This is a genomic window from Pseudomonas sp. 300, assembly GCF_055803035.1.
In genome coordinates, this window is record NZ_JAVLRV010000001.1 from 440,288 (window position 1) to 466,179 (window position 25,892).

Annotated in this window: 26 protein-coding genes; 3 read left to right on the top strand and 23 right to left on the bottom strand. The window is 61.2% G+C overall.

Annotation, left to right across the window (positions count from 1 at the left end; genetic code table 11):
• Positions 1-172: 172 nt before the first annotated feature.
• The 20 genes from Q7W83_RS02055 to Q7W83_RS02150 all read right to left on the bottom strand — a co-directional run bounded on the left by Q7W83_RS02055 (position 173) and on the right by Q7W83_RS02150 (position 18,533).
• Positions 173-1,399 (bottom strand): beta-ketoacyl-ACP synthase, encoded by a 1,227-nt coding sequence (locus tag Q7W83_RS02055; RefSeq protein WP_150639697.1) that lies wholly within the window; start codon positions 1,397-1,399, stop codon positions 173-175.
• On the bottom strand, positions 1,399-2,127 hold the full coding sequence (fabG, locus tag Q7W83_RS02060; RefSeq protein ID WP_150632695.1) for a 3-oxoacyl-ACP reductase FabG: 729 nt from the start codon (positions 2,125-2,127) through the stop codon (positions 1,399-1,401). The genes Q7W83_RS02055 and fabG overlap by 1 nt, the downstream gene beginning before the upstream one ends.
• Complete coding sequence (locus tag Q7W83_RS02065; RefSeq protein WP_150632694.1) at positions 2,124-2,585, bottom strand: hotdog family protein; 462 nt, start codon at positions 2,583-2,585, stop codon at positions 2,124-2,126. Before Q7W83_RS02065 ends, fabG begins: the two co-directional genes overlap by 4 nt.
• Positions 2,582-3,778 (bottom strand): beta-ketoacyl-[acyl-carrier-protein] synthase family protein, encoded by a 1,197-nt coding sequence (locus tag Q7W83_RS02070; RefSeq protein ID WP_150639696.1) that lies wholly within the window; start codon positions 3,776-3,778, stop codon positions 2,582-2,584. The genes Q7W83_RS02065 and Q7W83_RS02070 overlap by 4 nt, the downstream gene beginning before the upstream one ends.
• Positions 3,775-4,392 (bottom strand): hypothetical protein, encoded by a 618-nt coding sequence (locus tag Q7W83_RS02075; RefSeq protein WP_473655613.1) that lies wholly within the window; start codon positions 4,390-4,392, stop codon positions 3,775-3,777. Before Q7W83_RS02075 ends, Q7W83_RS02070 begins: the two co-directional genes overlap by 4 nt.
• Positions 4,392-5,117: a class I SAM-dependent methyltransferase gene (locus Q7W83_RS02080; protein WP_473655614.1), complete on the bottom strand. Its 726-nt coding sequence runs from the start codon at positions 5,115-5,117 to the stop codon at positions 4,392-4,394. The genes Q7W83_RS02075 and Q7W83_RS02080 overlap by 1 nt, the downstream gene beginning before the upstream one ends.
• A complete protein-coding gene (locus Q7W83_RS02085; protein WP_150654264.1) occupies positions 5,114-6,361 on the bottom strand; it encodes an NAD(P)/FAD-dependent oxidoreductase in 1,248 nt (415 codons plus the stop codon). The genes Q7W83_RS02080 and Q7W83_RS02085 overlap by 4 nt, the downstream gene beginning before the upstream one ends.
• Positions 6,348-7,505: a cation:proton antiporter gene (locus Q7W83_RS02090; protein ID WP_150639725.1), complete on the bottom strand. Its 1,158-nt coding sequence runs from the start codon at positions 7,503-7,505 to the stop codon at positions 6,348-6,350. The genes Q7W83_RS02085 and Q7W83_RS02090 overlap by 14 nt, the downstream gene beginning before the upstream one ends.
• On the bottom strand, positions 7,505-9,844 hold the full coding sequence (locus Q7W83_RS02095) for an MMPL family transporter (RefSeq protein WP_473655615.1): 2,340 nt from the start codon (positions 9,842-9,844) through the stop codon (positions 7,505-7,507). The genes Q7W83_RS02090 and Q7W83_RS02095 overlap by 1 nt, the downstream gene beginning before the upstream one ends.
• Entirely contained in the window at positions 9,828-10,532 is a 705-nt protein-coding gene (locus Q7W83_RS02100) for an outer membrane lipoprotein carrier protein LolA (protein ID WP_150632688.1), read from the bottom strand. Before Q7W83_RS02100 ends, Q7W83_RS02095 begins: the two co-directional genes overlap by 17 nt.
• Positions 10,529-10,954 (bottom strand): acyl-CoA thioesterase, encoded by a 426-nt coding sequence (locus tag Q7W83_RS02105; protein ID WP_150632687.1) that lies wholly within the window; start codon positions 10,952-10,954, stop codon positions 10,529-10,531. The genes Q7W83_RS02100 and Q7W83_RS02105 overlap by 4 nt, the downstream gene beginning before the upstream one ends.
• Positions 10,947-12,491, bottom strand: coding sequence for an HAL/PAL/TAL family ammonia-lyase (locus Q7W83_RS02110; RefSeq protein WP_150640028.1), 1,545 nt, complete (start codon positions 12,489-12,491; stop codon positions 10,947-10,949). The genes Q7W83_RS02105 and Q7W83_RS02110 overlap by 8 nt, the downstream gene beginning before the upstream one ends.
• Positions 12,472-13,419: an LpxL/LpxP family acyltransferase gene (locus tag Q7W83_RS02115; protein WP_150632686.1), complete on the bottom strand. Its 948-nt coding sequence runs from the start codon at positions 13,417-13,419 to the stop codon at positions 12,472-12,474. The genes Q7W83_RS02110 and Q7W83_RS02115 overlap by 20 nt, the downstream gene beginning before the upstream one ends.
• Entirely contained in the window at positions 13,416-14,150 is a 735-nt protein-coding gene (locus Q7W83_RS02120) for a glycosyltransferase family 2 protein (RefSeq protein ID WP_473655616.1), read from the bottom strand. Before Q7W83_RS02120 ends, Q7W83_RS02115 begins: the two co-directional genes overlap by 4 nt.
• Before the next feature lie 131 nt (positions 14,151-14,281).
• Positions 14,282-15,964: an ApeI family dehydratase gene (locus Q7W83_RS02125; RefSeq protein WP_473655617.1), complete on the bottom strand. Its 1,683-nt coding sequence runs from the start codon at positions 15,962-15,964 to the stop codon at positions 14,282-14,284.
• Positions 15,961-16,506 (bottom strand): COG4648 family protein, encoded by a 546-nt coding sequence (locus tag Q7W83_RS02130; RefSeq protein WP_150632683.1) that lies wholly within the window; start codon positions 16,504-16,506, stop codon positions 15,961-15,963. The genes Q7W83_RS02125 and Q7W83_RS02130 overlap by 4 nt, the downstream gene beginning before the upstream one ends.
• Positions 16,503-16,757, bottom strand: a complete 255-nt coding sequence (locus Q7W83_RS02135; protein ID WP_150632682.1) for an acyl carrier protein — start codon at positions 16,755-16,757, stop codon at positions 16,503-16,505. Before Q7W83_RS02135 ends, Q7W83_RS02130 begins: the two co-directional genes overlap by 4 nt.
• A 9-nt stretch (positions 16,758-16,766) precedes the next feature.
• Entirely contained in the window at positions 16,767-17,042 is a 276-nt protein-coding gene (locus Q7W83_RS02140; RefSeq protein WP_150632681.1) for a phosphopantetheine-binding protein, read from the bottom strand.
• Entirely contained in the window at positions 17,020-17,832 is an 813-nt protein-coding gene (locus Q7W83_RS02145; protein ID WP_150632680.1) for a lysophospholipid acyltransferase family protein, read from the bottom strand. Before Q7W83_RS02145 ends, Q7W83_RS02140 begins: the two co-directional genes overlap by 23 nt.
• Positions 17,808-18,533 (bottom strand): beta-ketoacyl synthase chain length factor, encoded by a 726-nt coding sequence (locus Q7W83_RS02150; RefSeq protein ID WP_150632679.1) that lies wholly within the window; start codon positions 18,531-18,533, stop codon positions 17,808-17,810. The genes Q7W83_RS02145 and Q7W83_RS02150 overlap by 25 nt, the downstream gene beginning before the upstream one ends.
• 355 nt (positions 18,534-18,888) lie before the next feature.
• Here Q7W83_RS02150 and Q7W83_RS02155 point away from each other — a divergent pair, with 355 nt between their 5' ends.
• Complete coding sequence (locus Q7W83_RS02155) at positions 18,889-19,659, top strand: ParA family protein (protein WP_150632678.1); 771 nt, start codon at positions 18,889-18,891, stop codon at positions 19,657-19,659.
• A 33-nt stretch (positions 19,660-19,692) separates the two neighbouring features.
• Here Q7W83_RS02155 and trxC read toward each other — a convergent pair whose 3' ends face one another.
• Positions 19,693-20,127, bottom strand: a complete 435-nt coding sequence (trxC, locus tag Q7W83_RS02160; protein ID WP_150640025.1) for a thioredoxin TrxC — start codon at positions 20,125-20,127, stop codon at positions 19,693-19,695.
• 192 nt (positions 20,128-20,319) lie between these two features.
• Here trxC and Q7W83_RS02165 point away from each other — a divergent pair, with 192 nt between their 5' ends.
• Together Q7W83_RS02165 and Q7W83_RS02170 are read left to right on the top strand one after the other, a co-directional pair.
• The gene (locus Q7W83_RS02165) at positions 20,320-20,616 is read left to right on the top strand and encodes a type II toxin-antitoxin system HigB family toxin (protein ID WP_150640024.1); all 297 of its coding nucleotides are present in this window, start codon (positions 20,320-20,322) and stop codon (positions 20,614-20,616) included.
• Complete coding sequence (locus Q7W83_RS02170) at positions 20,613-21,014, top strand: helix-turn-helix domain-containing protein (RefSeq protein ID WP_150632675.1); 402 nt, start codon at positions 20,613-20,615, stop codon at positions 21,012-21,014. Before Q7W83_RS02165 ends, Q7W83_RS02170 begins: the two co-directional genes overlap by 4 nt.
• Positions 21,015-21,020: 6 nt before the next feature.
• On the opposite strand, the gene selO is transcribed toward Q7W83_RS02170, so the two are convergent.
• Together selO and mscK are read right to left on the bottom strand one after the other, a co-directional pair.
• Entirely contained in the window at positions 21,021-22,484 is a 1,464-nt protein-coding gene (gene selO / locus Q7W83_RS02175; RefSeq protein WP_150640023.1) for a protein adenylyltransferase SelO, read from the bottom strand.
• A 48-nt stretch (positions 22,485-22,532) separates the two neighbouring features.
• The gene (mscK, locus tag Q7W83_RS02180; RefSeq protein ID WP_150632673.1) at positions 22,533-25,883 is read right to left on the bottom strand and encodes a mechanosensitive channel MscK; all 3,351 of its coding nucleotides are present in this window, start codon (positions 25,881-25,883) and stop codon (positions 22,533-22,535) included.
• Between the last annotated feature and the right edge of the window lie 9 nt (positions 25,884-25,892).

Below are 25,892 nucleotides of genomic sequence, written 5' to 3' on the forward strand. Positions count from 1 at the left end.
TCACGCGGACTCAAAATCAGACGTCACTGGCAGGCGAGATGCGCAAAGTGCGAGGAAATTACGATGAAGCGGGTAGGAAATATCCTCAAGTGCCTCGTTCATCGTAGGAAATCCATGTTTCTTGCTGTGGTGAATCAAACGATCGCTGCAGGCGGCGATCGTTTGATTTTGCTTAGGCCCACCGCCGAAAAATCAACGACGTATTAACCCCGCCAAACGCAAAATTATTGTTCATCACATACTGATGACTCATCTGCCGAAACTCGCCACGCAGGTAATCGAGCTTGCCGCAATTCGGATCAACTTCATCAAGGTTGAAGGTGTGCACGTACAAATCGCGGTTCATCATTTCGATGCTGAACCAGGATTCCAACGCACCGCAGGCGCCGAGGGTGTGGCCGAGGAAACTCTTCTGCGAACTGATCGGCATGTGTTCGCCGAACAGGCTGCTGGTGGCGAGTGTTTCGGCAATGTCGCCCTGTTCGGTCGCGGTGCCGTGACCATTGACGTAGCCGATGTCCGATGGCTGCAAACCGGCGTCTTCCAGGGCCAGTTCCATGGCGCGGCGCATGGTGGACTGCTCTGGACGCGTGGTGTGCTGGCCGTCGGCGTTGCTGCCGAAACCGACCAGTTCGGCATGGATGTGCGCGCCGCGCGCCAACGCATGTTCGAGCTCTTCAAGCACCAGCATGCCGCCGCCTTCACCGATCACCAGGCCATCGCGACCGCTGTCGTAAGGGCGTGGGGAGGTCTGCGGCGCATCGTTTTTCAGGCTGGTGGCGTACAGCGCGTCGAAGACCATGGCTTCGGTGGGGCACAGTTCTTCGGCGCCGCCGGCAAGCATCAGCGGCAAGCGGCCGAACTTGATCGATTCGTACGCATAACCGATGCCCTGGCTGCCGCTGGTGCAGGCGCTGGAGGTCGGGATCAATCGACCGGTGAGGCCGAAGAAGATGCTGATGTTCGCCGCCGTGGTGTGCGGCATCATGCGCACGTAAGAGTTGGCGTTCAGGCCTTCGGCCACGGAGTTGAGGAGCATGTTGCCAAACGCCTTGATCTCGTCGGTGCTGCCCGTTGAGGAGCCGCACGCCACACCCATGCGTCCGTCCTTGATGATCGGGTTACCCAACAGTCCGGCGTCGGCCAGCGCCTGTTCCGACGCACCGACTGCCAGGCGCGAAACCCGGCCCATGCTGCGCAGTTGCTTGCGGGTCCAGTGGCTCGGCACTTTGAAGTCGTCGATAGGCCCGGCCAGGCGCGTGTTGAGTTCGGTAAAGCGATCCCACTCGTCCATCCGGCGGATGCCGCTGCGGTTGGCTGCGAAGTTGGCGGCGATGGTTGCCCAATCGCTGCCCAGTGAGGTGATGCCGGCCATGCCGGTGACGACGACGCGCTTCATCAGCACAGGCCTCCGTTGACGGCCAGAACCTGCCGGGTGATGTACGACGCTTCCGCCGACATCAGGAAATTCACCGCGCCGGCCACCTCTTCCGGGGTGCCCATGCGTTGTGCGGGGATCATTTTCATCAGTTCTTCCACGGGCACGTTTTCGTCGAGCATGGCGGTGTCGATCAGGCCGGGTGCGACGCAATTGACGGTGATTTTGCGCTTGCCCAGTTCAATCGCCAACGCTTTTGCCGCGCCGATCAAACCGGCCTTGGAGGCACTGTAATTGACCTGCCCGCGATTGCCGATCAAACCGGAAACCGAGGTGATGCAAACAATTCGCCCGGCGGCGCGACGACGGATCATCGGCATCATCACCGGGTGCAGCACGTTGTAGAAACCGTCGAGGTTGGTGCGCATCACCACATCCCAATCATCCTCGCTCAGCGCTGGAAAAGCACCGTCGCGTGTCAGGCCAGCGTTGAGCACCACGCCGTAATAGGCGCCGTGGCTTTCCACGTCGGCTTCGAGAATGGCTTTGCAGCTGGCGCGGTCGGACACGTCGAATTGCAGGACGCGGGCGTTGCGGCCCAAGGCTTCGACTTCGATTTTCACGGCCTCGGCGTCCGCAAGCCCGCTGCGGCAATGCAGCACGATGTCATGCCCGGCCTGGGCCAGACGCAAGGCGATGGCGCGGCCGATGCCACGGCTGGAGCCGGTGACCAGTACGGATTCAGTCATGACCGGACTCCTGGGGTTTCATTAAGGTATTGGGCGGCTTGCGGTGGACGAAACACGTTCAGACGGGCGGTTGCGTGAATGCCGGGGGCGTTGATGTGGCATTCGAACACGCCCATGCCGTTGTCGTCTTCCAGCGAACGCACGCCGTGGATGGTCAGCTCGGTGCCGGCGGGAAAGTGATCGACATTGCATTCGAATTTGCGGGTGCCGAGCAGGAAGCCCAGCTCCACCGCATCGCCTCGCTGGCGCGCATGGCAACCGGCGTAGGCCGCCACGCTCTGGGCCATCAGTTCGATGCCGACCCAGGCCGGCAGGCTGCCGTCGGGCCGGTTGAACAGGCCATCGGGTTTGACGGTGAGGCGGGTGTGGATCTGCTCGTCATCGAACGCGAGGATCTGATCGATGAGGATCATGTCGCCAGCGTGCGGCAGCAGTTCGGCGAGCGGCCAGTCAATCATGGGGCGTCTCCGATAATCAGGCTGACGTTATTGCCACCGAAGGCAAAGGAATTGCTCATCAAGTAGCGAGGTGCAATGGACGTCAGGCGATCGGCTGGGGTCACCCAGTCCAGGGCTGGCAGTTCGGGGTCAGGCTGGCCGTCCCAGACATGCGGTGGCAGCGCAAAGTGTTGATTGTCCGCGCTCAGGCTCAGCCAGCAGAACGCGGCCTCCAGCGCACCGGCCGCGCCGAGGGTATGGCCGGTCATCGGTTTGGTCGAGGAACACGGCACACCGGCCGGGAACAACGTCTTCACGGCCAGGCTTTCCATGGCGTCATTGTGTTGGGTGGCGGTGCCGTGCAGGTTCAGATAAGCAATCTGCCCGGGCTGCAGATGCGCTCGGCTCAAGGCTTTGCGCATCGCTTGCAGGGCGCCACGGCCGGTCGGTTCCGGCGCCGAAATGTGGTGCGCATCGGAACTGGCGCCGCTGCCGAGCAGGGCAATCGACGGCTTGTTGTCCGCACTTTTTGTCATCAGAAACAGCACCGCCGCTTCGCCGATGTTGATGCCGTTGCGGTTCACCGAAAACGGGTTGCAACGCTCTTCGGACACCGCTTCCAGCGCCGAGAACCCGTTTAGAGTCAGTTTGCACAAACTATCGACACCGCCGCACAACACCGCGTCGCACAGGCCCAGATCCAGCAGGCGCTGGGCACTCATCAACGCTCGGGCGCTGGAGGTGCAGGCGGTGGAAATCACATACGCCGGGCCGCTGAGTTGCAGCCAGTCGGCAAGGAAATTCGCCGGCGCCCCCAGTTCCTGTTGCTGATAGTCGTAAGCGTCCGGGAACTGATGTTCGCGGATGTAATGGGCCAGGCCGCGACTGGCTTCATCGATGCCGGACGTGCTGGTGCCGAGGATCACGCCGATGCGGTCGCGGCCGTAGGTCTGGATCGCTTGATCGATGTCGTCGCGGATTTGCAGCGCAGCTTCCAGCAACAACTGATTGTTGCGGCTGCTCTGCTTCGCAAGTTCCCTCGGGATCGGCGCCAGTGCACCACGCACCGCGGCCACCGGCAACGAACGTTCCGGCACCCAGCCAGACTCGCTGCGCATGCCGGAGCAATCGCCGGCAAACAGGTTGCGCGCGACTTCGCGCTTGTCGCGGCCCAGGGCGCAGATCACTCCGAGGGCGTTGAGGTAAGCCGTCATGGCGTCTCACCGCTCAGGGGCGTGACTTGATACATCGGACCTTTAGGCAGTTTCAATTCAAAGCTCAGCGGTTGTGAATAACGGACTTCCCAGTGTTCCGGCAAGGATCGCTGTGCGCCATGCTGCCAGGCGTCAGGATAGTTGCCGTGCAATTCATCCTTGGGCGTCAGCGCAAACAGCAGCGCGGCGAAGAGTTCTCGGGCTTCCGGATTGGGCGGCAACAGGCCGTCCGCTTGCCATTGACCGTCGATCAGTTTCTGACGGGCCTGTGGAATGCCCAGCAAGTCCATCATCGACCAGCGAATGCCCGGGCCTTCACGGGCAATCACCAGCACCCAGTCCTGACGCTGGCCGTCCAGCAGACGCTGAATGTGCAATTGCTGCGGCAACGGCAGGTTCGGGGTTTGCTCGGGCAGCGGCGCGTGGCTGGTGCAGGCGGTCAGCAGCAGGACCGCGCCGAGTAGCAGAAACTTCAGAGTTTTCACTACCCCTGTGGGAGCGGGCTTGCCCGCGATAGCGATAGAACATTCAACATCTATGTTGACTGACCCACCGCTATCGCGGGCAAGCCCGCTCCCACAGGGTATGTCTTTTGAGCGACTGACAATGAACATCACACAGCACCTTCAAGCGGTTTGCGCGCCACCACGTTGACCAGGGTTTCTTCCCGTTGGCCGAAGGGTTTTGGCCGGCGCAGACCCCAGCGTTCAAGCAGGCCGAAATCCTTGGCGCGGCTCCACCACAAATACGGATAAGACACGTTGTGCGGGCCGAATTCGAAGCCCTGGCGACGAAGCATGTCGAGGTATTGCGCGGCGCTTTTTTGCACGTGCATTGGATGGCGGAACAACCAGCGAATCACCCAGGTATCAATGTAAGCCTCGGTGGATTCGGCGAACAGCAGATAACCGCCGGGCTTGAGCACGCGGTAGAACTCGGCGAGCGCTTTGTCCTGTTCCACCAGATGATGGAAGGTCTGGTGACAGAGCAGCAGATCGACGCTGGCATCCGGCACGGCCAGCGTGGCGCAGTCGCTGCCGATCAACTCCACGTCCATGCCCTGACGGGTGGCTTCTTCGCCGCTCAAGTCGAGGCTGTGCGGGTCGGCGTCCACACCGATCAGGCGCTGTGGGGCAAAGGTCTGGCGCAGGTACTGGAACGACTTGCCCTGACCGCAGCCGGCATCCAGCAACACCGGAGTGGCTGGCAAAGGTTCGCTGAACAGGCTGCGCAGGTCATTGATCGCGACACGCAGCACATGGTGCTGCCAGGTGTGGCTGCGCAGGAACCAGAACCCGAAGCGGGTTTCCTCGACGTAGTTGTCGCTCAAGTAGCTCAAGAGGCATCACTCGCGCAAATTTCCGACAGCATGCGCAACCGGCGCTTGGCTTCGCTGACGAACGGATTACGCTCGTCCCACGCATAACCGGCCAGGATCGAGCTAATCATGCGGTGAATATCCGCCGAGCCGCCCTCGTGATAAATCACATCCTGGAACGTCCCGGCGTACCAGCCTTCGACATAGCAACGGAAGGTGTCGACGCCGCGCTTGAGCGGTTCGGCGAACTCGGTCTGCCAGTCAACGCTTTCCCCTTGCAACTGACGATGCAGAACCGCGGCGGCCATGCTCGCCGAGCGCATGGCGATGGTCACGCCGGAGGAGAACACCGGGTCGAGGAATTCCGCCGCGTTACCGAGCAGTGCAAAGCCAGGACCGTGCAGGGTTTTGACGTTGGCCGAATACCCGCCGATGGTGCGCGCCGGCGTATCCCACACGGCGTTGCTTAGCACGCCGGAGAGGCTCGGGGTTTCAGCGATGAACCCGCGCAGGCACTCGTCCAGATTGTCCATGCGGCCTTCATAGTGTTCGGCTGCCGCGACAACACCCACCGAGCAACGGCCGTTACTGAACGGAATGGTCCAGAACCAGATATCACGCTGCGTCGGGTGGGTGGTGATGAGGATCTTTTCCCGTTCGAAGGTCGGGCTGTCGATATGGTCTTCGATGTGCGTGAACACGGCTTGTCGCACTGGAAAATTCGACGGTGCTTCAAGGTCGAGCAAGCGCGGCAGGACGCGACCGTAACCGCTGGCGTCGAGCATGAAGTCAGCTTCGATAGCGTACTCGCTGCCGTCTTCACGACGCACGCCAAGCTGCGGTTTCGCCCGATCGACATCGACGCTGACGATGGCTTCGCCGTAACGGATTTCGACGCCCTGCAGCGCGGCCTGATCGGCCAGCAGTTTGTCGAAGTCGGCACGCTGGACCTGGAAGGTGGTCGGCTTGCCGTGGCTGAACGTGTCGCCGAAATCGAAAGCGCTATAGCGCTCGCCCCAGGCAAATGCTGCACCGTTTTTCAACTGGAAGCCGGCGGCGTTGACGGCATCGAGCATGCCGGCTTCTTCGACGAAATCCAGGCAGTGCGACAGCAGGCTTTCGCCGATGGAAAACCGTGGGAAATGCTGGCGTTCGATCACCAGCACGTCATGCCCCTTGCGCTTGAGTAGCGCGGCGGCGATGGCGCCCGATGGGCCGGCGCCGATGATCACTACCTGACGACGTTCCATTTCAACGATTGGCATGGGGGCTCCTTGCCGGGACGGCAGCTTTCAAAGGGATTCGGTGCATGCCGGCCAATGCTGGCAGCAGTGTTGCGATCAGGCCCATCAGCATCAGCGCAAAGTACAGCGGCGGGCTGATGAGGTGTTGTTGCAGCAGCAGGTTGAGAAAGACAATCTCGCTCAAGCCGCGAATATTCAGCAGGACACTTTCGCGCCAGCGGCTGGCGCCGGCAAACGAAGCGCCGGCCCAGCCAAGTCCCAGCCAGTTGCCCAGCAGTTTGCTGGCAATCGGCAACAGCAGCAGTGCGGCCAGTTGTGCCCAGCTCAGGCTGTCCATGGCGCTGTGGACGTTGATCTGCACGATGCCGAACGTCAGGATCAGCGGGATCGCGATGTAGGTCTGCAGGCGATTCATCCACACCGCCGGCATGGGCAGCACCAGCGGCACTTTCAGCGCGGCCATGCACAACAAGTAACCGATGCCGAAAATCAGCGCATTGAGTTTGTAGTGCTCGGCCACCACCAGCAGCGCAAAGAAACACCCGCTGTACAGTCGTGGTTGGCGCAAGCCGAGAACTCGCAGCAGCACGGGCAGGCACGCGCCGGCCAGTGGCAGCAGCAGACTGCTCAAGTGCAGACTGCCCTGGGCAATGGCGAACACGGTCCAGCACGTGAGGTCGATGAGGATCGCGGTTTGTACCAGTCGCCGGGTGGCGGCGACCGGGTAATCGATATGCCGAAGGTACAGGTACAACACCGGAATCGCGGTAATGGCGAACAGCAGGCCGACCGCCAAAGAACTGATCCACGGCTGTGGCGGCAGCCACCAGATCGCCGTGGCCAGGCCGCAGGCAAACGGAAAGCAGAAGCTCGGCAGGGCGATTTTCAGGCTCTGGCGATCAAGGCGCAGATCAATCACGTCGCTGAGGATGTAGCCCAGCAACAGCGCGAAACTCAGGCTGTAGAGGTTTTTCAGCCAGATCGGTGCGACCAGCGTCGCGCCGCTCAAGTGCCACTGAGGTTCGATCCAGAAGTACATCAGCAGCGGCAAACCGACGGTGGCCAGCAACAACTGGCTGACGATCGGGATCAAACCGAAGTGACGCCCGACACGGGTGGCCACGGCGAACAGCGCCAGGGCCATTGCCCAGAACAGCACGACCATCACGCTGCCGACTCCGCGACGGTGGTCGCATGTATCTGCCGTCCGGCCCACGGCGCAAGGATGAAGCTGAACGCCAGGCCGAGGCTCACCGACAACCCGAAATTGCTCACCGCGGGGGTGCTGGACACAGCCAGCAATCCGAACGACAGCCACGTGGTCAACGCCGCCAGCAAGGTGCCCAGCAGGCTGACGGCGGCGCCGCCGACCTGTTCGCGCATGAGGATCGCGTAGTCGACGCTGATCGCCGTCACCAGCAGCAGGCCGAACAGGCTGAACAACGTCAGCGGCTGACCCAGCCAGCCGAGACTGGCGAGGCTGCACAATGCTGCCAACAGCGGCAGGGCGACGATGCGCAGCGCGCCGCCGAGGCCGAACGGCAGAATTAGCACCAGCACGATCAACACGCACGAGGCGAGTTTCAGTTCGGCGGCGCTGATCTGGGTTTTGGCGAAAACGTTGTTCAATTCGCCCAGACGATCCACCAGTTCCACCCCCGGCAGATCCAGCGCCTGCACCCGCAGCAGCGCCGGGTTGTTCAGGCCTTGCAGGCTGACCATCGCCGCTACGCCGTCTTCGGTCGGGCCCAGCCACAAGGCGCGATACGGTTCAGCCAACGGACCGGTCAGTGCGCTGTCGATGTCTTCGACTGGCAACGCCTGCAACTTCGCCAACTCGGTTTTCAGTGCTTCAAGCGGCACGCCGACATCGAGCAACGGTTGCCAGAATTGCGGCAACTTGTTCAGCGCTTCGCGCACTTGCAGTTGCACGTTGGGCTGGCTGACCAGTTGGTTCAGTGACAGATAGCCCTGAAGTTTTTCCAGATTGATCAACTGATCCAGCCGCTCGCTCAACGCGGTTTGGCGTTCGAGCAATTCTTGTTGATTGGACGCTCGCACCAGGAAGAACTGGCTGGTGGGTTGGTAACCGGTGATGCGCGCGATGGTCTGGGCTTCGTCCGTCAATTGCTGCGGTGCGCCGACCCATTGGCGAATATCGTTTTTGCTGTCGAGCTGCAACAGACCGCCCACGCAGAAGGCAATTAGCAGCGTCAGCAGCACGGGTGTACGGACGAATTTCAACAGCTTTTCGCGCAGTGCCAGCAAATAGTCGGCGACGCGCAATGGCCATTGCGCCGGACGCAAATCCGAGCCCTTGAGCAGCGCGGGCAACAGACACACCGCCGACAGGTACGCGCCGAGCAGCCCGGCAGCGGAGAACACGGCGATCTGGGTCAGGGCCGGGAACGGCGTCCAGGCCAGTGCGAGGTAACCGATGCAACTGGTGATCAGGCTCAGCGTCAGCCCCGGCAACGTCAGGCGCAACGCAGGCCAGGCGTGCCAGGGTTTCAGGCTCCAGCTCTTGGACAAATAGTGCAGCGGGTAATCGACCGCGACGCCGATCAGGCTGGAGCCGAGCACCAGCGTCATCACATGCATGCGGCCGAACAGCGCCACACACGCCACCGCGCCGAACAGCATGCCCACCAGTACCGGAACGAACGCCAGCAGCACCCGCCAGCGGCGGAAGGCCAGCAGCAACAGCAACAGAATGCCGACGGTGGCGCCGCCGCCGACCCAGGTCATTTCCCGGGTGGCTTGTTGTTGACCGGCTGCTGCGTAGAGCAAACCGCTGGCCGCCAGCAGTTGCACGTCGCTCTGAGCCGCTTCTTCGCGGCTGTGCTTGAGCAGGTCAGCTACTTGCAGCGGCAGGTTCATGTCGAAGGCATTGCCGGTGGTGCGGGCCCGCAGCATCACCCAGCTCTTGCCATCGGCATCGGCAACCAGTGCGCCGCTGCCGATGTCCAGTTGCACTGAACCGTGTTGCGGCTGGCTGTTCTGGATGCGCCCGGTCAGGCCCAGCCAGTCATCCTGGCTCGGCACCAGGCTGAAACCGGTGAACGGGTCGAACAGCGCCTGCACCCGTTGCTGGATAAAGGCGTCGGGGTGTTCGATCAGTTGCTGGCGATCCATCGCCGAGAGCATCGCCAACCGGCCTTGCAGCAGTTGCGTGCGCAACGCGGGCAAGTCGGCTTGCAGAGTCCACTGGACCTTTTCGAACAGGCCGCTGGCCTGCCACTGCTCGCCCAATTTCTGCGCCATGGTCACGGCCTGCTGGCGATCGGTGTGACCGACCAGCACCAGCATTTCGCGGTTCAGCGGTTCTTGCATGCGTTGTTCGGCGCGCAGCTCCAGTGCGTCCGGCGCGGTGCCCGGCACCAATTCCATCAGGTTGGCCGACAGCGGAGCACCGTCGCGCCATTGCCAGCCGGCGAGCGCGAGCACCGCCAGCAGCAGGATCAGAAACAGCCGTGGAAGCGTACGTTCACTCGGCAAAGTCATGTTGCTCCGCGTCGCTCAACGGTTGGGCGCTGTTGCTGTCCTGCATGCGCAGCAAAGTGCTGTCGCCCTGGGTTTCCAGCAGCTCGATGGTGCTCACCAATTCGCCGCCGGTGATGTTGATCTGATTGAACACCTGCTTGAGCAGCAGCGAGCGCGGGGTCAGCGTCAATTTCCAGTTCTGCGCCTCACCACTCAGCGACAGTTCGAAGTCTCGTTGCAGCCCGCTGCTGTCACCTTGCAGCACGGCGAGGAACAAGCGGTTCTGCTCGGCACCGGCACTCTTGCCCGGCAGCATCTGCCAACCGCTGGCGTCACGTCGCGCGATGCCTTTGTCGGTGATGCGGTAATCCTGTTGCAGCGGGGTTTTCAGCAGCCAGAGCAGGCCGTGGTTTTTCGCGAGGACGAAGGTGCCCTTGCTGGTCAACGGCTGGGGCAGGGCGCGCAGGTGTTTTTCCTGGATGAAGTGGCCGTGGATCACATCGGGTCTGGCCAGTTGATCGCTGAGTTGTTGCAGGTCGAAGGCGTGAGCCAGCCCTGGAATGCCCAGCAACACGCACAATACTGCAGGAGCGAGCTTGCTCGCGAAAAGCTTGAGAGCGCCACGGAGTGTCAGGTGCCCAGCGTTATCGTTAACTACCATCGCGGGCAAGCCCGCTCCCACAGGGGAACGGGGGGGAGAGAAAATCATGGCAGGGCCCTCTCGACGGCGTCGGTGAAGATCTTGGGCGAAGCCATCTGCATTTCGCGGCTGCTCATGTCCACCGCAACCTGCACGGAACTGGCGCGGGTCAAACGTTCACCGGTTTGCAGATCGCTGATCAGGTAATTGATCTTCAGACGGTTTTCCCACTCCACCAGATTCGCCCGCACGTTCAGCTTCTGACCAAACACCGCGCCGCGCACATAGCGCAATTGCAGGTCGATCACTGGCCAGGCGTAACCCGACTCGACCATCGCCGTGTAGTTGTGGCCGATCTTGTCCAGCAGCGCGCAACGAGCGACTTCCAGGTATTTGACGTAGTGGCCGTGCCAGACGACGTTCATGGTGTCGACGTCAAAGAACGGCACGAGGATTTCCGTATCGGTGTGAAGCACTCCTTTGCTACGCATGCAGCCTCCAGTGTTGCTCGGCAATCCGTTTCAGGCACAGGCGCAATTCGCCTTCCAGCGCGCGGTCTTCGATGACCGGCGGGAAGTCCTTGGCCAGCGCTTCGTGCATGGCGGCGAGGGCGGGTGGCAATGGGCGGGCATCTTCAGCTTTGCTGCGTAGCCACACACCTTGATTGGCGGCGAGCAGAGTAGCGGCGGCGACCTGTTCGGTCAGCTCCAGCACACGAATGGCATCGCGGGCGGCGATGGTGCCCATGCTCACCTTGTCCTGGTTGTGGCATTCGGTGGAACGCGAAAACACGCTGGCCGGCATGGTGTTTTTCAGCGCTTCGGCAGTCCAGGCGCTGGTGCCGATCTGCACGGCTTTGAAGCCATGGTTGAGCATCGCGCGATCCGCCGAGGCGCCGGACAAATTGCTCGGCAAACCATGGTTGTAACGTTCGTCCACCAGCAACGCGAGTTGACGGTCGAGCAAGTCGGCAACGTTGGCCACCAGGTTTTTCAGGCTGTCCATGGCAAACGCGATATGGCCGCCGTAGAAGTGCCCACCGTGCAGCACGCGCTCGGCTTCGGCGTCGATGATCGGGTTGTCGTTGGCGCTGTTGAGTTCGATCTCGATGAACGAGCGCAGCCAGTTCAGGCTGTCGGCCAGGACGCCGAGCACGTGGGGCGCGCAGCGCAGGGAATAACGGTCTTGCAGGCGATGCAGCGGCGCGGTCGGCGCGTCGATCGCCAGATCCTTGCGCAGCCACGCGGCGACTTGCATCTGCCCCGGATGCGGTTTGGCGGCGAACAGGCGCTCGTCGAAGTGCTCCGGATTGCCTTGCAGCGCGACCACGTTCAGCGCGGTGATGCGCGTCGCCAGTTGCAGCAGGTAATCGGCGCGGGCGTAGGCCAGGCAGGCGAGGCCGGTCATCACGGCGGTGCCGTTCATCAGCGCGAGGGCTTCTTTGGGGCGCAAAACCAGCGGCTCCCAGCCGAGTTCGCGGTGTACGTCCGAGGCCTGGCGGCGTTCGCCACGGAACATGACTTCGCGTTCGCCGGACAAGGTCGCGGCCACATACGAAAGTGGCGTCAGATCACCGCTGGCGCCCACCGAACCTTCTTCCGGGATCAGCGGCAAAATGTCGTGTTCGAGGAACGCTTGCAGGCGTTCCAACAGTTCCACGCGCACCCCGGACACGCCGTGGCACAGCGACTGCAAACGCGCCGCAAGCACCGCGCGGGTGGCTTGGGCGTCGAGCAGTTTGCCCAGCCCGCAACCGTGGAACGTGTACAGATGACGGGGCAACGCCTCGACGTGATGCAACGGCACCGCGACCACGCAGGAATCGCCGTAACCGGTGGTCACGCCATAGATCACGCCTTCCTTGTCCAGCAGGGAATCGAGGAATCGCGCGCCCTTGGCAATGCGCTCGCGGTACGCAGGATCGTCCTGCAACTGCGTCGGCACCTGACGGTTGGCGAGGGCCAGCACGTCTTCGATGCGCAAAGGGAGTTCGCCGAAGGTTACCGGCTCAAGCGTTGGCGTCGTCATCGGTCTTCCAGAAAGGGTAAAAGTTGAACCATTGTTGAGGCGCTTCAAGGCAATAGTGACCCAGACGCTCGGCGTAGCGGGTCGCCCACTGATGAATGACCTGTTCGCGGTCGCTGCGCTTCCAGGTGATCGCGTCGGCGAACGGTTCCAGGGTCAGCCGGTAATCGCCGTCGGGTTTCTTCAGGCACAGCAGCAGGTTGACCGGGCATTTCAACAGCCCGGCCAGCAGCCACGGCCCTTGCGGAAACTTTGCCGGATGGCCAAGGAAATCCACGGTCACGCTGCGCCCGCCGTGCAACGGCACGCGATCACCGGCAATCGCCAACCACTCGCCGCGCTCCAGGCGCTCGTGCAGTTGCAGCATGATCACCGGGTCCAGTTCGCTGACCTGGATCAGCCGCAGATTGGTCGCCCCGGCTTCGCCCAGCAAACGGTTGAACTGCTCGGCGTGCTTGGTGTGCACCAGCACGTTCATCGTGACCTTTTCGCCGATCTCCGCCAGCGCGCGGCACACCTCGAGATTGCCCAGGTGTGCGCCCACCAGCAGTTGCCCGCGGCTGCCGCGCAGCTGATTGCGCAGCAATGCCGGATCGATGATTTCGATCTGCTCGATGCTCAGCTTGCCGTTCCACACGTCGAGCTTGTCGAGCATCGAATCGGCGAAGGCCATGAACTGACCGAATACGCGCCAGTGGCTGGGGCGCAGTTCGCTGCGACCACTCCAGTCGGCGAGGCGTTGTTGATATTGCCAGGCGCTGTGGCGGGCACTGCGGCCGAACAGGAAAAAGTACAGGACGATACCGTACAACAGCGGGCTCAGCAGTCGGCGGCCGAGTACCTTGGCGCCGAACGCGGTGAGCTTCATCAGCCAGAAACTGCCGCGCTCCTGGCGGTCGGCCCAGTGTTCTTTATCTGCGTTGATGCTCATGCCCGCCACCGTCGCCAAAGGATCACCGGCGCCCGCAGCAACATGCCGAAGAACAGCCGGGTGTGCATGCTCGAAATCAGCACATTGTCGTGGAACATACGGAAATGCGAGACGCCGTCCAGCGGGTAATGCACCTTGGTCGGCAGCCACTGCATCGGCTGATTGCGCCAGGCCAGGCGCACCAGAATGTCCGAGTCGAAGTCCATGCGCTTGCCGATCTTCGCTGACTCGATCACTGCCAGGGTGGCTGGCAACGGATAGACGCGGAAGCCGCACATGGAGTCGCGAATCTGCAGCGACAGGGTGTTGATCCAGACCATCACATGCGTCAGGTAGCGGGCGTACAGACGACCTTTCGGCACGCTGGCATCGTATTGCGGATAGCCGCAGATCACCGCGCGAGGGTGGGCGCGCGACTGTTCGATGAAGGTTGCGACGTCTTGCAGGTCGTGCTGTCCGTCGGCGTCGACCTGCAAGGCGTGGCTGAAGCCCAGGCGCGAGGCTTCGCGCAGACCGGTCATGACCGCGCCGCCCTTGCCTTGATTCGCGGCGAGGCGGATCAGGTAAATCATTTCGCGTTGGGCCAGTTGATCGAGCACCGCCGCGCAGGACGGGTCGCTGGCATCGTCTACCAAAATGCATGGCAAGTTGCTTGCGATCACTGCGTCGACCACGGTAGTGATCGCGGTTTCGTGGTTGTAGACCGGGATGATTGCGCAAGGGTTATGCATTTTGGGTTTCGCCTGTAAGACCGAGGCGCCTGCATCGCGAGCAGGCTCGCGCCCACATAGGATTTGTGCACGACGCCGCCCTCCTGTGGGCGCGAGTCTGCTCGCGATTGAGTGCGCAGCACTCACCCGACTTACTCATCACAAGAAGCCTCCAGCAAAATCCGCCCGCTGGAGCACGTGGCGGTCTCGTTGCGATAGGCGAAATACAACTTGCTGCGTACCGGATCGAAGCGCAGGTGCAACTGGACTTCATCGCCGGGGCGCACCAGTTGCTGGAATTTCAGCACTTCCATGCCGGCGAATTTTTCCGGCAGGTTCATCAGTTGCTGGCCGAGGCTCAGGGCCCAATCCACTTGCACCACGCCCGGCAATACCGGCGCCTGGGGGAAATGGCCGCTGAAGTACGCGAGGTCGGGTGGCACCGCCAGTTGCAGGCTCCACTCACCATCGACTTCGACCTGCTCCAGCACTTGCGGCGTCTTCGGGCGCGGGGCCAGCAGCAAGGCTTCCACGTCGGCCTGAGGCAGTTTGCCTTGAGCGTTGAGCGGCAGTTGTCGCAGCAGGCGCCAGCGTCGCGGCAGTGCAAGGGCTTCACAATGCTGGCTGAGGTGTTGGCGCAGTTCCTGAGTGAGGGTGCGGCGCCCCTGATTGCGCAAGGCATGCAAACCCGATTCGCTCAGCACCAGCAGCGCACCCAGTGAAGCGCGATTTTCCTGAACCACGCCCAGGCGTGCTTCGCAGACCCAGTCGTGGGCCATCAGCGCGTGTTCCAGCATCGGCAGCGAGATGCGTTTTTCTTCCAGTTTGACGATCCGGTCCAGCCGCCCGAGCAATTCGAAGCGGCCGTCGGCGGCGATTCGCGCGGCATCCGCGGTGTGTTCGACGTGACCCGGCGGCAGATACGGCGACGCAATGAGCAGCGCACCGTCACTGTCCTGGCTCAATTCGATGCCGGCAAAGGCTTGCCAGAGGTCGTTGCCCTGACGCCAGGCGATGCCACCGGTTTCCGAACTGCCGAGGATTTCCGTTGGCCACTGGTGCAGGCGTTGCTGCAGGCTTAGCGCCGCTTCGGCCGGCAACGCACCGCCAGAGGAAAACACCCGGCGAACCGCGCTCAGCGCCGGCCAGTCGAGGTTGTCGCCCATGCGCTTGAGCAGTGCCGGGCTGGCGACCCAGGCAAAGGCCGGGTGTTCGCGGCTGGCGCGCTGCAAATCTTCCGGAAAGGCCAGTTGCTTGCGCACGAACGAGCGCCCGGCACACAGCGGCCACAACACCCGAAACAGCAGGCCGTAGATGTGCTGGGTGGCAACGCTGCCGATGATGCAGGCTTCAGCCAGATCGACGCCCCAGAGCTGCTCCAGTGCCTGGACTTCATTGGCCAGTTGGCGCAGGTTTTTGTCGATGCGCTTGGGTTCGCCACTGGAGCCGGAAGTGCACAGGCTCAGTGTGCAGCGGTCCAGGTCCAGCGCTGTGGCACTGAGTGGCGCATGGCGATAGTCGCTCAGTTGCGCATCATCGGCCTGATCCGTCAGCCACAGATCCACTTCGCTCGACCAACGCTGACGCGTTTGTGGTTGCAGATCGGCAGGCAACAGCACGCTGACCCCGGCGCGCCAGCCACCCAGCAACGCAATGGCCAGGTCGGCGGCGTCCTCAAGGTGCACGGCAATGCGCTGCACGCCCTGGGCTTGCAGGCCGGCGGCCAGGCTCAGGGCCTGTTCGCACAACTGTGCGTGATTCAGCGCCGGATCGGCCGTCACGGCGCGCTCCGGTTGAGCCTTGAGCAACAATTGCTCAAGTTTTATCCAATTCATGGGTGGCCTCGTACCCGTTGTCGTATGAGCCATTCAATGGCAAACATCAGGCCGATCAACCCATAGGAGATCAGGCCGGTGTACAACATCCACCAACTCAGCGGCGCCCAGAGAGTCAGGGCGGCGGCGCACAAACCGTTGCAGAGAAAAAACACACACCAGGCAATGGTGACCTGGCGCGTATAGCGAATCGCCTTGGCCGGCAAGCGTGGTTCACGCAAGCGGGCCAGGCGTTCGATCATTGGCGGGCCGTATTTCAGGCTCAACCCGAACAGCACCAGCATGAAGCCGCTGATCAGCACGGGGTACCAGCGCAGCATGGCGGGGCTGTCAAACAGGGCCAGCAACAGGCAAAACACGATGGCGACGATGGCCATCCACAGGCTTCCCGGTCGACGCACCCCCGTCACCGCTCGCGCCAGCCACAGGCTGCCCAGCAGCAGACCGAACTGCCACGGGGCGAAATGCTCCATGCCGAAATACACCGCGAAAGGGTACAGCAGCCCCGCGAGCAGCAGGCCGAGGCCGATCAGTCGACTCATGCGGCCGGCTGAACCAGACGGTAGACCGCCTCGACGACGTCGCTGACGGTACGCACCGTTTTGAATTCTTCAGCAGCGATTTTCTTGCCGGTCTGGCGCTTGATGTGGTCGATCAGGTCGACCGCGTCAATGCTGTCGATTTCCAGGTCCTGGTACAGGTTGGAATCGAGCCTCACACGCTCGGGGTCCAGCTCGAAGAGTTCGACCAAGGCATCGCGCAGGGTGTTGAAAATGTCATCACGAGTTTGCATGGTCCGGTCTCAAGCTGCCTGTTTTGCAGTGACGAACGCCGCAAGGCTCGCCACGTTGCTGAAGTGATTACGGGTGTCCTTGGCGTCGGCATCGATTTTGATACCGTACTTTTTCTGGATCGCCAGGCCCAGCTCCAGGGCGTCGACCGAGTCCAGGCCCAGGCCTTCGCCGAACAGCGTCTGGTCATCGCCGATGTCTTGCGCACTGATGTCTTCGAGGCCCAGGGCTTCGATGATCAGTTCTTTGATTTCGTGCATGAGACTAAGAGTGTGCAGATCGCTCATCTTCGGCGAGCTCCTTAATAAAGTAGTGATGCAGGTAGTCATTGAGCTTGCGCGAGGCTTGAGGCGCGGGCCCTTGCGCGGCGAAGGCCTGTGGGTCTATATCGGCCCCCACACGGAAACTGAAGTGCACGCGGCGTTTGGGGATCCGATACCAGGGTTCGGCCTTGGTCAAGGTGGTCGGGCTGACCTTGATGACCACCGGCGTGAGGATTTTCGCACCGCGCAGTGCGATCGACGCCGCACCCCGATGAAAGGAGGGCGCTTCGCCAGGCCGCGTACGCGTGCCCTCGGGGAAAATGATCAGGGTCTGGCCGCTTTTCAGCGCGTCGGCCGCCGCGTCGAGCATGTCCATGCTGCCGTCGTTGCTGATGTATTCGGTGCGGCGCAGCGGGCCCCGGGTGAAGGGGTTTTCCCAGAGGCTGCTTTTGACCACGCAGTTGGAATGGCGCACCAGACCGATCAGGAACACCACGTCGATCAGCGACGGGTGATTGGCGATGATCATCTGCCCGGGGCGGCCGAGTTTTTCCGCGCCCTCAATGTCGTAGGTCAGCACGCCGGTACGGGCCATGAACCGGACGAAAAACCAGAAGCAGCGACTGACGGTTTGCCGCGCACGCAAGCGGTGCGTCTGCGCATCGCCAGGCAGGCAGCTCAGTACCGGGAAAATCACCAGGCGCAGACACAGTCCGCCCAACCCGAAGAGAGTGAAGCTTGCGGCGGTGGCCAGCAAACGCCAGTAATAGGCGTCGCGGCTTTTTTCGGTTACAGGTTGCGTTGCCAGGTCCATACACGATTTTTCCAGGCATGTTGGCAGGTGGTTTGCTGGCCGAGCAGGGTACGCAAGAGATTCAGGGCATGGGGCCAGTGGGCTTTGGACAACTCATCCGAAGTGCTGTTCAAGGACAGTTGCCAGTCGTTGCCCGGCGTCAGTAACAAACCCACCGCATAGGGAAATGGCACATCATCGATCCAGGCCGAATAGACTTCGGGAGGCTGTTCTTCTGTCACCACCAGCAGAACCGCGGGCGCGCCTTCGGCAAGCAGCGCCGCCGCCTCTAGCATGCCGTGTTCGAGTCCATCGCCGGCCGCAGCGAGGGCGGTCATTTCGCTGGTTTCACCGCGCATGATCGACCACAGGCCGATGACCGCGTTATGCACAGACAGGCTGAACTGGGTCGGCGACAGTGGCTGGTCGGCGGCCAGATCGCTGAGGATATCGAAGGTGCGCGGGGTTTCACCGTGGCGGGAAATAAAGACCAACGGTAGGTCAGTGCGACCATCGGCCAACGGCCAGCCGACACTGAACGCCATCCGCGCAAGACGGCTGAGCCGCCGCCGCTGCATGGCCGGCAGAAACGAGACGTCGGGGGCGGCATCGCTGCTCTGTAGCGCGACCGGTTGTCGGCTCCAGGCCTGCCAATCGTCCACGCTTTCGAGCCCAGGGGCCCACGCGCGCCATTGGGCGATGTTGAAATTGATCACAGGCATTCATCCCGCCCCTGCGGGCTTTCTTGACGCGGCAAGTCGCAGAATCAGCGATTCACCTGACGTGACGCTGAGCGTCGAGTGGCGCGCATTATCCCGGTGCGGCGAGCGCGTAGCAAATGCTGGTTACATTTTGCCCAACGAAATGGACCGATTGGTACGTGAGTGGATGTCGTTTGGCCATTGTCCACATCGAGCCATGGATGTCTGTCGGCTCCGAGAGCATTTTTCTGGACGAGATGGCGGCTTTTCCAGTGAGCCTTCGCACCTGACTGTGTAGTCCCTTTGCCGGCGAGGTAGCTAAGCGACGCCATGGACTACTACACTCGGTCATTCTTTGATACACGGAGGTTTTGACATGCGGCGCGTGGTATTCAATCAGAAAGGCGGCGTAGGTAAATCCAGTATTGCCTGCAATCTGGCGGCGGTCAGTGCCAGCGAGGGCTATCGAACCCTTCTGGTGGATCTCGACGCTCAGGCCAATTCCACCCAGTACCTCACCGGGCTCACCGGTAATGACATTCCGATGGGGATTGCCGACTTCTTCAAGCAGACGCTGTCTTCAGGCCCGTTTTCGAAGAAAAACCAGGTCGATATCTACGAAACCCCGTTCGACAACCTCCACGTCATCACCGCCACTGCCGAGCTGGCCGACTTGCAGCCCAAGCTTGAGGCGAAACACAAGATCAACAAGCTGCGCAAACTGCTCGACGAGTTGGCCGAAGACTACGACCGGATCTACCTCGATACGCCGCCAGCCCTGAACTTTTATGCTGTATCGGCTTTAATTGCCGCCGATCGTGTGTTGATTCCCTTCGACTGCGACAGCTTCTCGCGTCAGGCGCTGTACGGCTTGCTGGCGGAAATCGAAGAATTGAAGGACGACCATAACGAAGGGCTGGAGGTCGAGGGCATCGTCGTCAACCAGTTCCAGGCCCGTGCCAGTCTGCCGCAGCAAATCCTCGACGAATTGATTGCCGAGGGCTTGCCGGTGTTGCCGGTGTATTTGGGTAGTTCAGTACGCATGCGCGAATCGCACCAGGCCAATACGCCGCTGATCCACCTCGATCCACGGCACAAACTGACCCAGCAATTCGTCGAACTGCATAACCTTCTCGAAAGCGCCTGATCCGCCGAAACAACATCGGCCATTGTGGTGGTATTAAATCCCCTGGCTACGCAACCAGCTCATCAACTGCGGTAACGGGAAGGCGCCGCTCTGGCGCGCCACTTCCCGGCCGTTCTTGAACAGAATCAGGCTCGGAATCGAGCGAATCCCCAACTGGGCGGACAGCTGCTGATTAGCCTCGCTGTCCAGCTTGGCCAGCCTGCATTTCCCAGCCAACTGACTCGCCGCCTGCTCGAACACCGGGGCAAAGGACTTGCACGGCCCGCACCAGTCCGCCCATACGTCCACCAGCAAGGGCAGATCACCCTTGATCTGACTGGCGTAATCGCCTTGTTTCAATTCGAAAGGCTTGCTCAGCAAGACCTCGGCTTTGCAGCGACCGCATTTCGGCTGGTCGTTGAGGCGCTCGGCAGGGATGCGGTTGAGGCCGTTGCAGTAGGGGCAGGGGATGAGGAGTGGTTCGGTCATGAGGGTGGTCCTTTTAGGCGGCGTCCTCCTGATTTGGAGACGTTTGTTCATATTTTCAACCGTTCGAACAAGCGCAGCGAATCTACGCTAGGAGAATGCTGGCGCGCCGCTGGTCGGCCTATGATTATCGCAACTTGCGATATTTACCTCCTGTGGTTAACTCATCCATAGCCAATGCGATAAGGAAATTGCATGCGTGTGTTTTCTGAAAAACGAATATGGGACTCAAAGGAAAAATGGCCAAATGCAGCAACTGCGCTTGACCATTGGTATCGAATGGTCAAGCGCAATAGTCCTTGTGATTTTGCCGCCATGAAATCGTTGTTTTCTGCGACGGACAAAGTTGGTGAGTTACATGTATTCGATATTGGGGGGAATAAGCTGCGTTTGATTGCATATGTCAGGTACCGGAGCCAGAAGCTGTACATCAAACACGTGCTGGATCATCGCGAATATGACCGAGGAAAATGGAAGGAGGGAAAAGAATGAGTGCATTGATCAAACAGGCGGCTGAGCACTGGGCGTTCGTTTCGCCATTGTTGCGCAAGCCGAAAAACGAAGACGACTACGACAGGCTGGTTCTTGCGCTTGATGAGTTGCTCGAAATAACCGGTGATGACGAGTCTCATCCACTTATGAGTCTTGTCGACATCATTGGTGACTGGATAGAGGAATGGGATCACAAACATCGCCCTATGCCCGAAGCAAGCGGGGCTGATGTTCTTGGTTACATGATGCGGGAGCACGGTTTGACTCAGAGCGATCTGCCTGGTGTTGGCACTCAATCGGTGGTGTCCGAAATCCTGAGCGGCAAGCGTCAGCTCAACCTGCGGCAGATCCGTTGGTTGGCAGAGCGCTTCGGTACGTCAGTGGAAACCTTTATCTAGCCGGGTTCAGGAAGAACAACTGATCTCCAAATGCTTCCCCCACTCCGGCGGCCGCTCGGCATAGCTCTCCATCCCTGGCTGCTCCTCAAACGGCTTGCTCAACACCGCATGCAAGCGGCGAACCTCTGAGTAGTCGCCGCTTTCCGCTGCATCGATCGCTTTCTGCGCCAGGTAGTTGCGCAGGATGTAGAGCGGATTGACCGCATGCATCCGTTGGCGGCGTTGTTCCTGATCGACCGCGCCTTCGCGAGCAACCCGCGCGACATACAGCTCGGCCCAGGCATCGAAGCCCTTGATGTCGACAAAGTCGTCGCGCAATCGGGCAACGGCCAGCTCCGGCGATTCATCGCCCAGGCGGCGGAAAAACAGGCTGTAATCGACGCCGCTGTTCTGCATCAGTTGCAGCAATTGCTCCAGCAGTTTCTGGTCCTCGTCTTCAGCGGTGGTGAGCCCGAGGCGGCGGCGCATCAGGTCCAGATAGTGAGCCTGGAACAGCGGCAGGTACAGACCCAGGGTTTCACGCAGGGCCTCGACGCTGATGAACGGCGTCAGCGCCTGGGCGAGCGCGCTAAGGTTCCATTGACCGATCGGCACCTGGTTGCTGAAGGAATAACGGCCCTGATCGTCGGAGTGGTTGCAGATGAAGTTGGCGTCAAAGTCATCGAGGAACGCGAACGGGCCAAAGTCGAAGGTGATGCCGAGGATCGACATGTTGTCGGTGTTCATCACGCCGTGGCAGAAACCATAGGCCTGCCATTTGGCGATGAGCTCGGCATTGCGCTCGACGATTTCGCGGAACATCGCCAGATAAGGTTCGGACTGTTCGAGGCATTCGGGGAAGTGCATGGCCAGCACGTGCTCGCCGAGTTCTTTCTGTTTCTCTGGGCGTTTGGTGTAGTAGAAAAATTCGAAATGCCCGAAGCGCACATGGCTCGGCGCCAGGCGCAGAACCATGGCCGCGCGCTCCTGTTTTTCGCGCCACACCGGCGTGTCGGAGCCGATCACGCACAACGCGCGGGTGGTCGGGATGTTCAGGGCGTGCAGCGCTTCGGACGCAAGAAACTCGCGGATCGACGATCGCAGCACCGCGCGGCCATCGCCCATGCGCGAAAAAGGTGTCTGGCCGGCGCCCTTGAGGTGCAAGTCCCAATGCTCGCCGGCCTCGTTGTAGACCTCGCCCAGCAACAGGCCGCGACCATCGCCCAACTGAGGGTTGTACGAACCGAACTGATGCCCGGAATAGACCATCGCTCGTGGCATCGCGTCGGCCCAGAGCTTGTGCCCGCTGAACAGCTCGGCGAACTCCGGAGTTTCAGCGACGGCCGGATCAAGGTCGAGCAACGCCATGGCGGCGGGGCTCGCAACGACCAGACGCGGATTGTCGATGGGTTCGGGTAGTACGTGAGTGGAAAACGTATCGCCCAGGCGATCGAAGCGATTATCGAAGGTCAGTTCGTCGAGGGCTTTCACCGGCCATCTCCAGCAGAATGTCCGAGCATTCTGCTAGGAATAGGGCGGTTAGTCGAGTTTGGCGGGCGGCGGCTCTTGCGGTGGTTTGCCATCGACCAGCGGCACGATGGTTTTGGTTTCCGGTTCGATTGGCACCATTTTGTATTCCTGACCGTGCAGGTTCTTCAGGTAAACCTCCATCTGCCGGAACGAGATATTGATGTGCTGCTTCTTGAACTCGCGGTTGATGAAGCGGTTGACCTCATCGAGCACCGGGTTGCGGTCGCCGAGATCGCGCACATGCATGCGCAGCTCGTGGTCGAGGGTGCTTTCGCCGAAGTTCAGGAAGTACACGTGCGGTTCCGGATCCTTCAGCACGCGCGGGTTGTCCCGGGCGGCTTTGAGCAACAGCTCTTTCACCAGGTCCAGGTCCGAACCGTAATCGACGCCGAGCTTCAAGGTCACCCGGGTAATGGTGTCAGTCAGCGACCAGTTGATCAGTTGCCCGGTGATAAACGTCTTGTTCGGGACGATGATGTCCTTGCGGTCAAAATCGGTGATGGTCGTGGCGCGGATACGGATCTTGCTGACCGTGCCCGACAGGTTGCCGATGGTGATCGTGTCGCCGATCCGCACCGGGCGTTCAAACAGGATCATGATCCCGGAGATGAAGTTCGCAAAAATCTCCTGCATCCCGAAACCAAGGCCCACCGACAGCGCCGCCACCAGCCACTGCAACTTGTCCCAGCTCACGCCGAGCGTGGACAGGGTCGAGACGAAACCGACGCCGGCGATCACGTAAGACAGCAACGTCGTCGTGGCGTAGGCGCTGCCCTGCGCCAGGTTCAGCTTCGACAACACCAACACTTCCAGCAGCCCCGGCAAGTTTCGCGCGAGGGCAAAGGTGATGCCGATGATGATCAGCGCGCCGAGCATGTCGCCGATGCTGATCGGCACCATGCTCATGTTGGCGCCGGTGCCGCTGGTGTATTCGTAGAGGGTGATGTTGTCGAGGTACGAGAACACCGAAATCAGATCGGACCAGACCCAGTACAGCGCAGCGATGAAGCCGCCGAGCAGCGCCAGGCGAATCAGGCGCAGCGATTGCTCGTTGACCTTCTCGATGTCCAGGGTCGGCTCTTCGATCACCGCTTCGCCATCGCCGGCCTCCTTTGCCGCCTGCCGTTTGGCCAGGGCGCGCTGGTACGCGAGACGGCGTGCCGCAACGCTCAGGCCACGGACGAAGGTGGCTTCGATCACCAGCCAGAACATCAGCAGGTAAAGTGTGTTGATCAAACGGTCGCTGAGCTTCAGCGCGGTGTAGTAGTAGCCGAAGCACACCGCTACGAACAACGCGACAGGCAGGACAGTGAACATGACCCCGACCGCTTTGCGGAACAGTGAGGCGTTTTCGTGCGTCGGGCTACTGATCAGCAATCGGCTGAGCAGCCAGGCCATCAAGGCGTAGCAGATCAATACGACCGGCATGCCCAGCACATCATCGGCCAGCGCCGCCGGTTGCAGCTCGGCAACCGCCACCACCGCGACCAACGCCATGACAACCAGCCCGAGACGACGGACCCAGCCCTGAAGGAATTCGACCTGAGGCTTTTCCCAGCGGAAATGCAGTTCGGCGACGCCGCCCGGCGCGAGGATCCGGTAAGCGGTATAGAACACCAGCCAGGCCTGCGCCATTTGCAACAAGGCCGAGCCCATGTTGGCGTTCTGCCCTCGAGCATCGATTTGCAGGGCCAGGCCACACAAGGCCAGGCCCAGCGCAACCGGTAATGCCAGCAGAATATTGATCAGAATCGCCTGCGGCGTGTGCAACTGGCTGTCACGCTTGAAGTGGCCGATGTCCTGGTGAACCTTGTTCAGTCGGGCATACAGGCTTTTGCGCCGCCACAGCAGGGCGCCGATCACCAGCACCAACGGCAGAAACAGCAGCGGTCGTTGAGTCAGGCCGTCAATCAGTTCGCTCACGCTCGACGCCAGCGGCAGGGTTGCCACCTGGCGTTGCAGACGCTCTGGCACGCCGCGCATCCATTCCAGATCGAGCGGCTTGTTGCTCGGAATCCAGAACATCTGTTCGTCGAGGGTCGCCCGCAGGCTTTGCGCGGTGCTGAGCAGTTGCTTCTGATTGAGTTGCAGTGTGATCGATTCGTTGAGCACCGCGCTCAGTTCGCGGTTCAGCCGCTCCAGCAGGTCGGCGCGGGTGGTCGCGATTTCCAGCAGGTTCTTGCGCAGTTGCGGGGTGACTTGCTCGGGGGGCTGAGTCGACAGCAGGTTGTCGACATAGGTCGCGGGGTTGCTGAGCAATTCCCGTTGTTGGCTGACTTCGAACTGATACAGGCGAATGTCGGCGATCTGGTCCGCCAGGTCGCGGTCGAGCTTGAGGCGCGGCAGCCCCTGTTTCTGTTTGTAGAGGATTTTCGACAGCAGCAGGCTGCCCTTGAGCACGTTGATTTGCTCGTCGAGGGCCGAATCGCTCTGGGTCACGTTGTCGAGCTGCTGCTTGGTCTGCAGGTTTTGCTGAGTGACGACGTTCAGGCGGTCGGTGCTTTTGAGCAGGTAGTCGGACAGCTTCAGATTCGCCGCGCTTTCGGTGGCCAGTAGCGCACTGCCGCCGGACTTTTGCGCCTCAATGGACTGCTGCGTCACCGTCTCCTGAGATTGAGCCAGGCGTTTCTGGTTGATCAGGTTTTGCAGCTCCTGGATTTCGCGATCCAGGCGGTCGGATTTTTCCGAGAGCAAGTCATGCTGGCTGTTGCCCAGGTCCTGCAACTGGCTGTTGCCGGCCAGTTCCTGGCGACGCAGGGGGATCAGCGCATTCAGCGCCGCGAGTTCGGCATTGAGCAGGTCGCGCTGTTCGCCGCTCAAGGTCTTGCCGTTGTCCTTGCCGTTCTTGAGGACGTTATTGATCTGCTGGATACGCGTCTGGCTGGTGGAAATTTCCGCCTGGGCGCGCTCGGGGCGGGTTTGGGCGGTAATGACCAGGCTGTTCGCATCGGCGAGGGCTTTTTGCAGATCGCTTTGCTGGGTCGAGCGCTCGGTCAGCATCTGCTCGAGCTGCTGCACGGATTCTTTGCCATAGCGTTGCGCCACCGGGACGGCGCTGGTGGCTTTCAGGCGCGTCAGTTCGCGCTGGTTCTCGATGTTCTGCTTGGGCGCGGTGGCGAGTTGCTGCTTGAGATCGGTCAGCTTCTGCTCGTAATCACGCTTGTTGTTGAGCTGGGTCAGCGTGTTTTGCAGCAGCGTCTGCAGGGCTTTCTGATCGGCTTCCGGCAGTTTGCGGTCGGCGATCTTGTTCAGGCTCGCCTGCACCGCTTCGCTGGACGGCGGTTCGGCCGCTTGCAACGTGCCGACAGAGAGACTCAAGCCCAGCAGGGCCATGATGAAAAAGGTGCGCAGGGTTGACATAGAGACCGA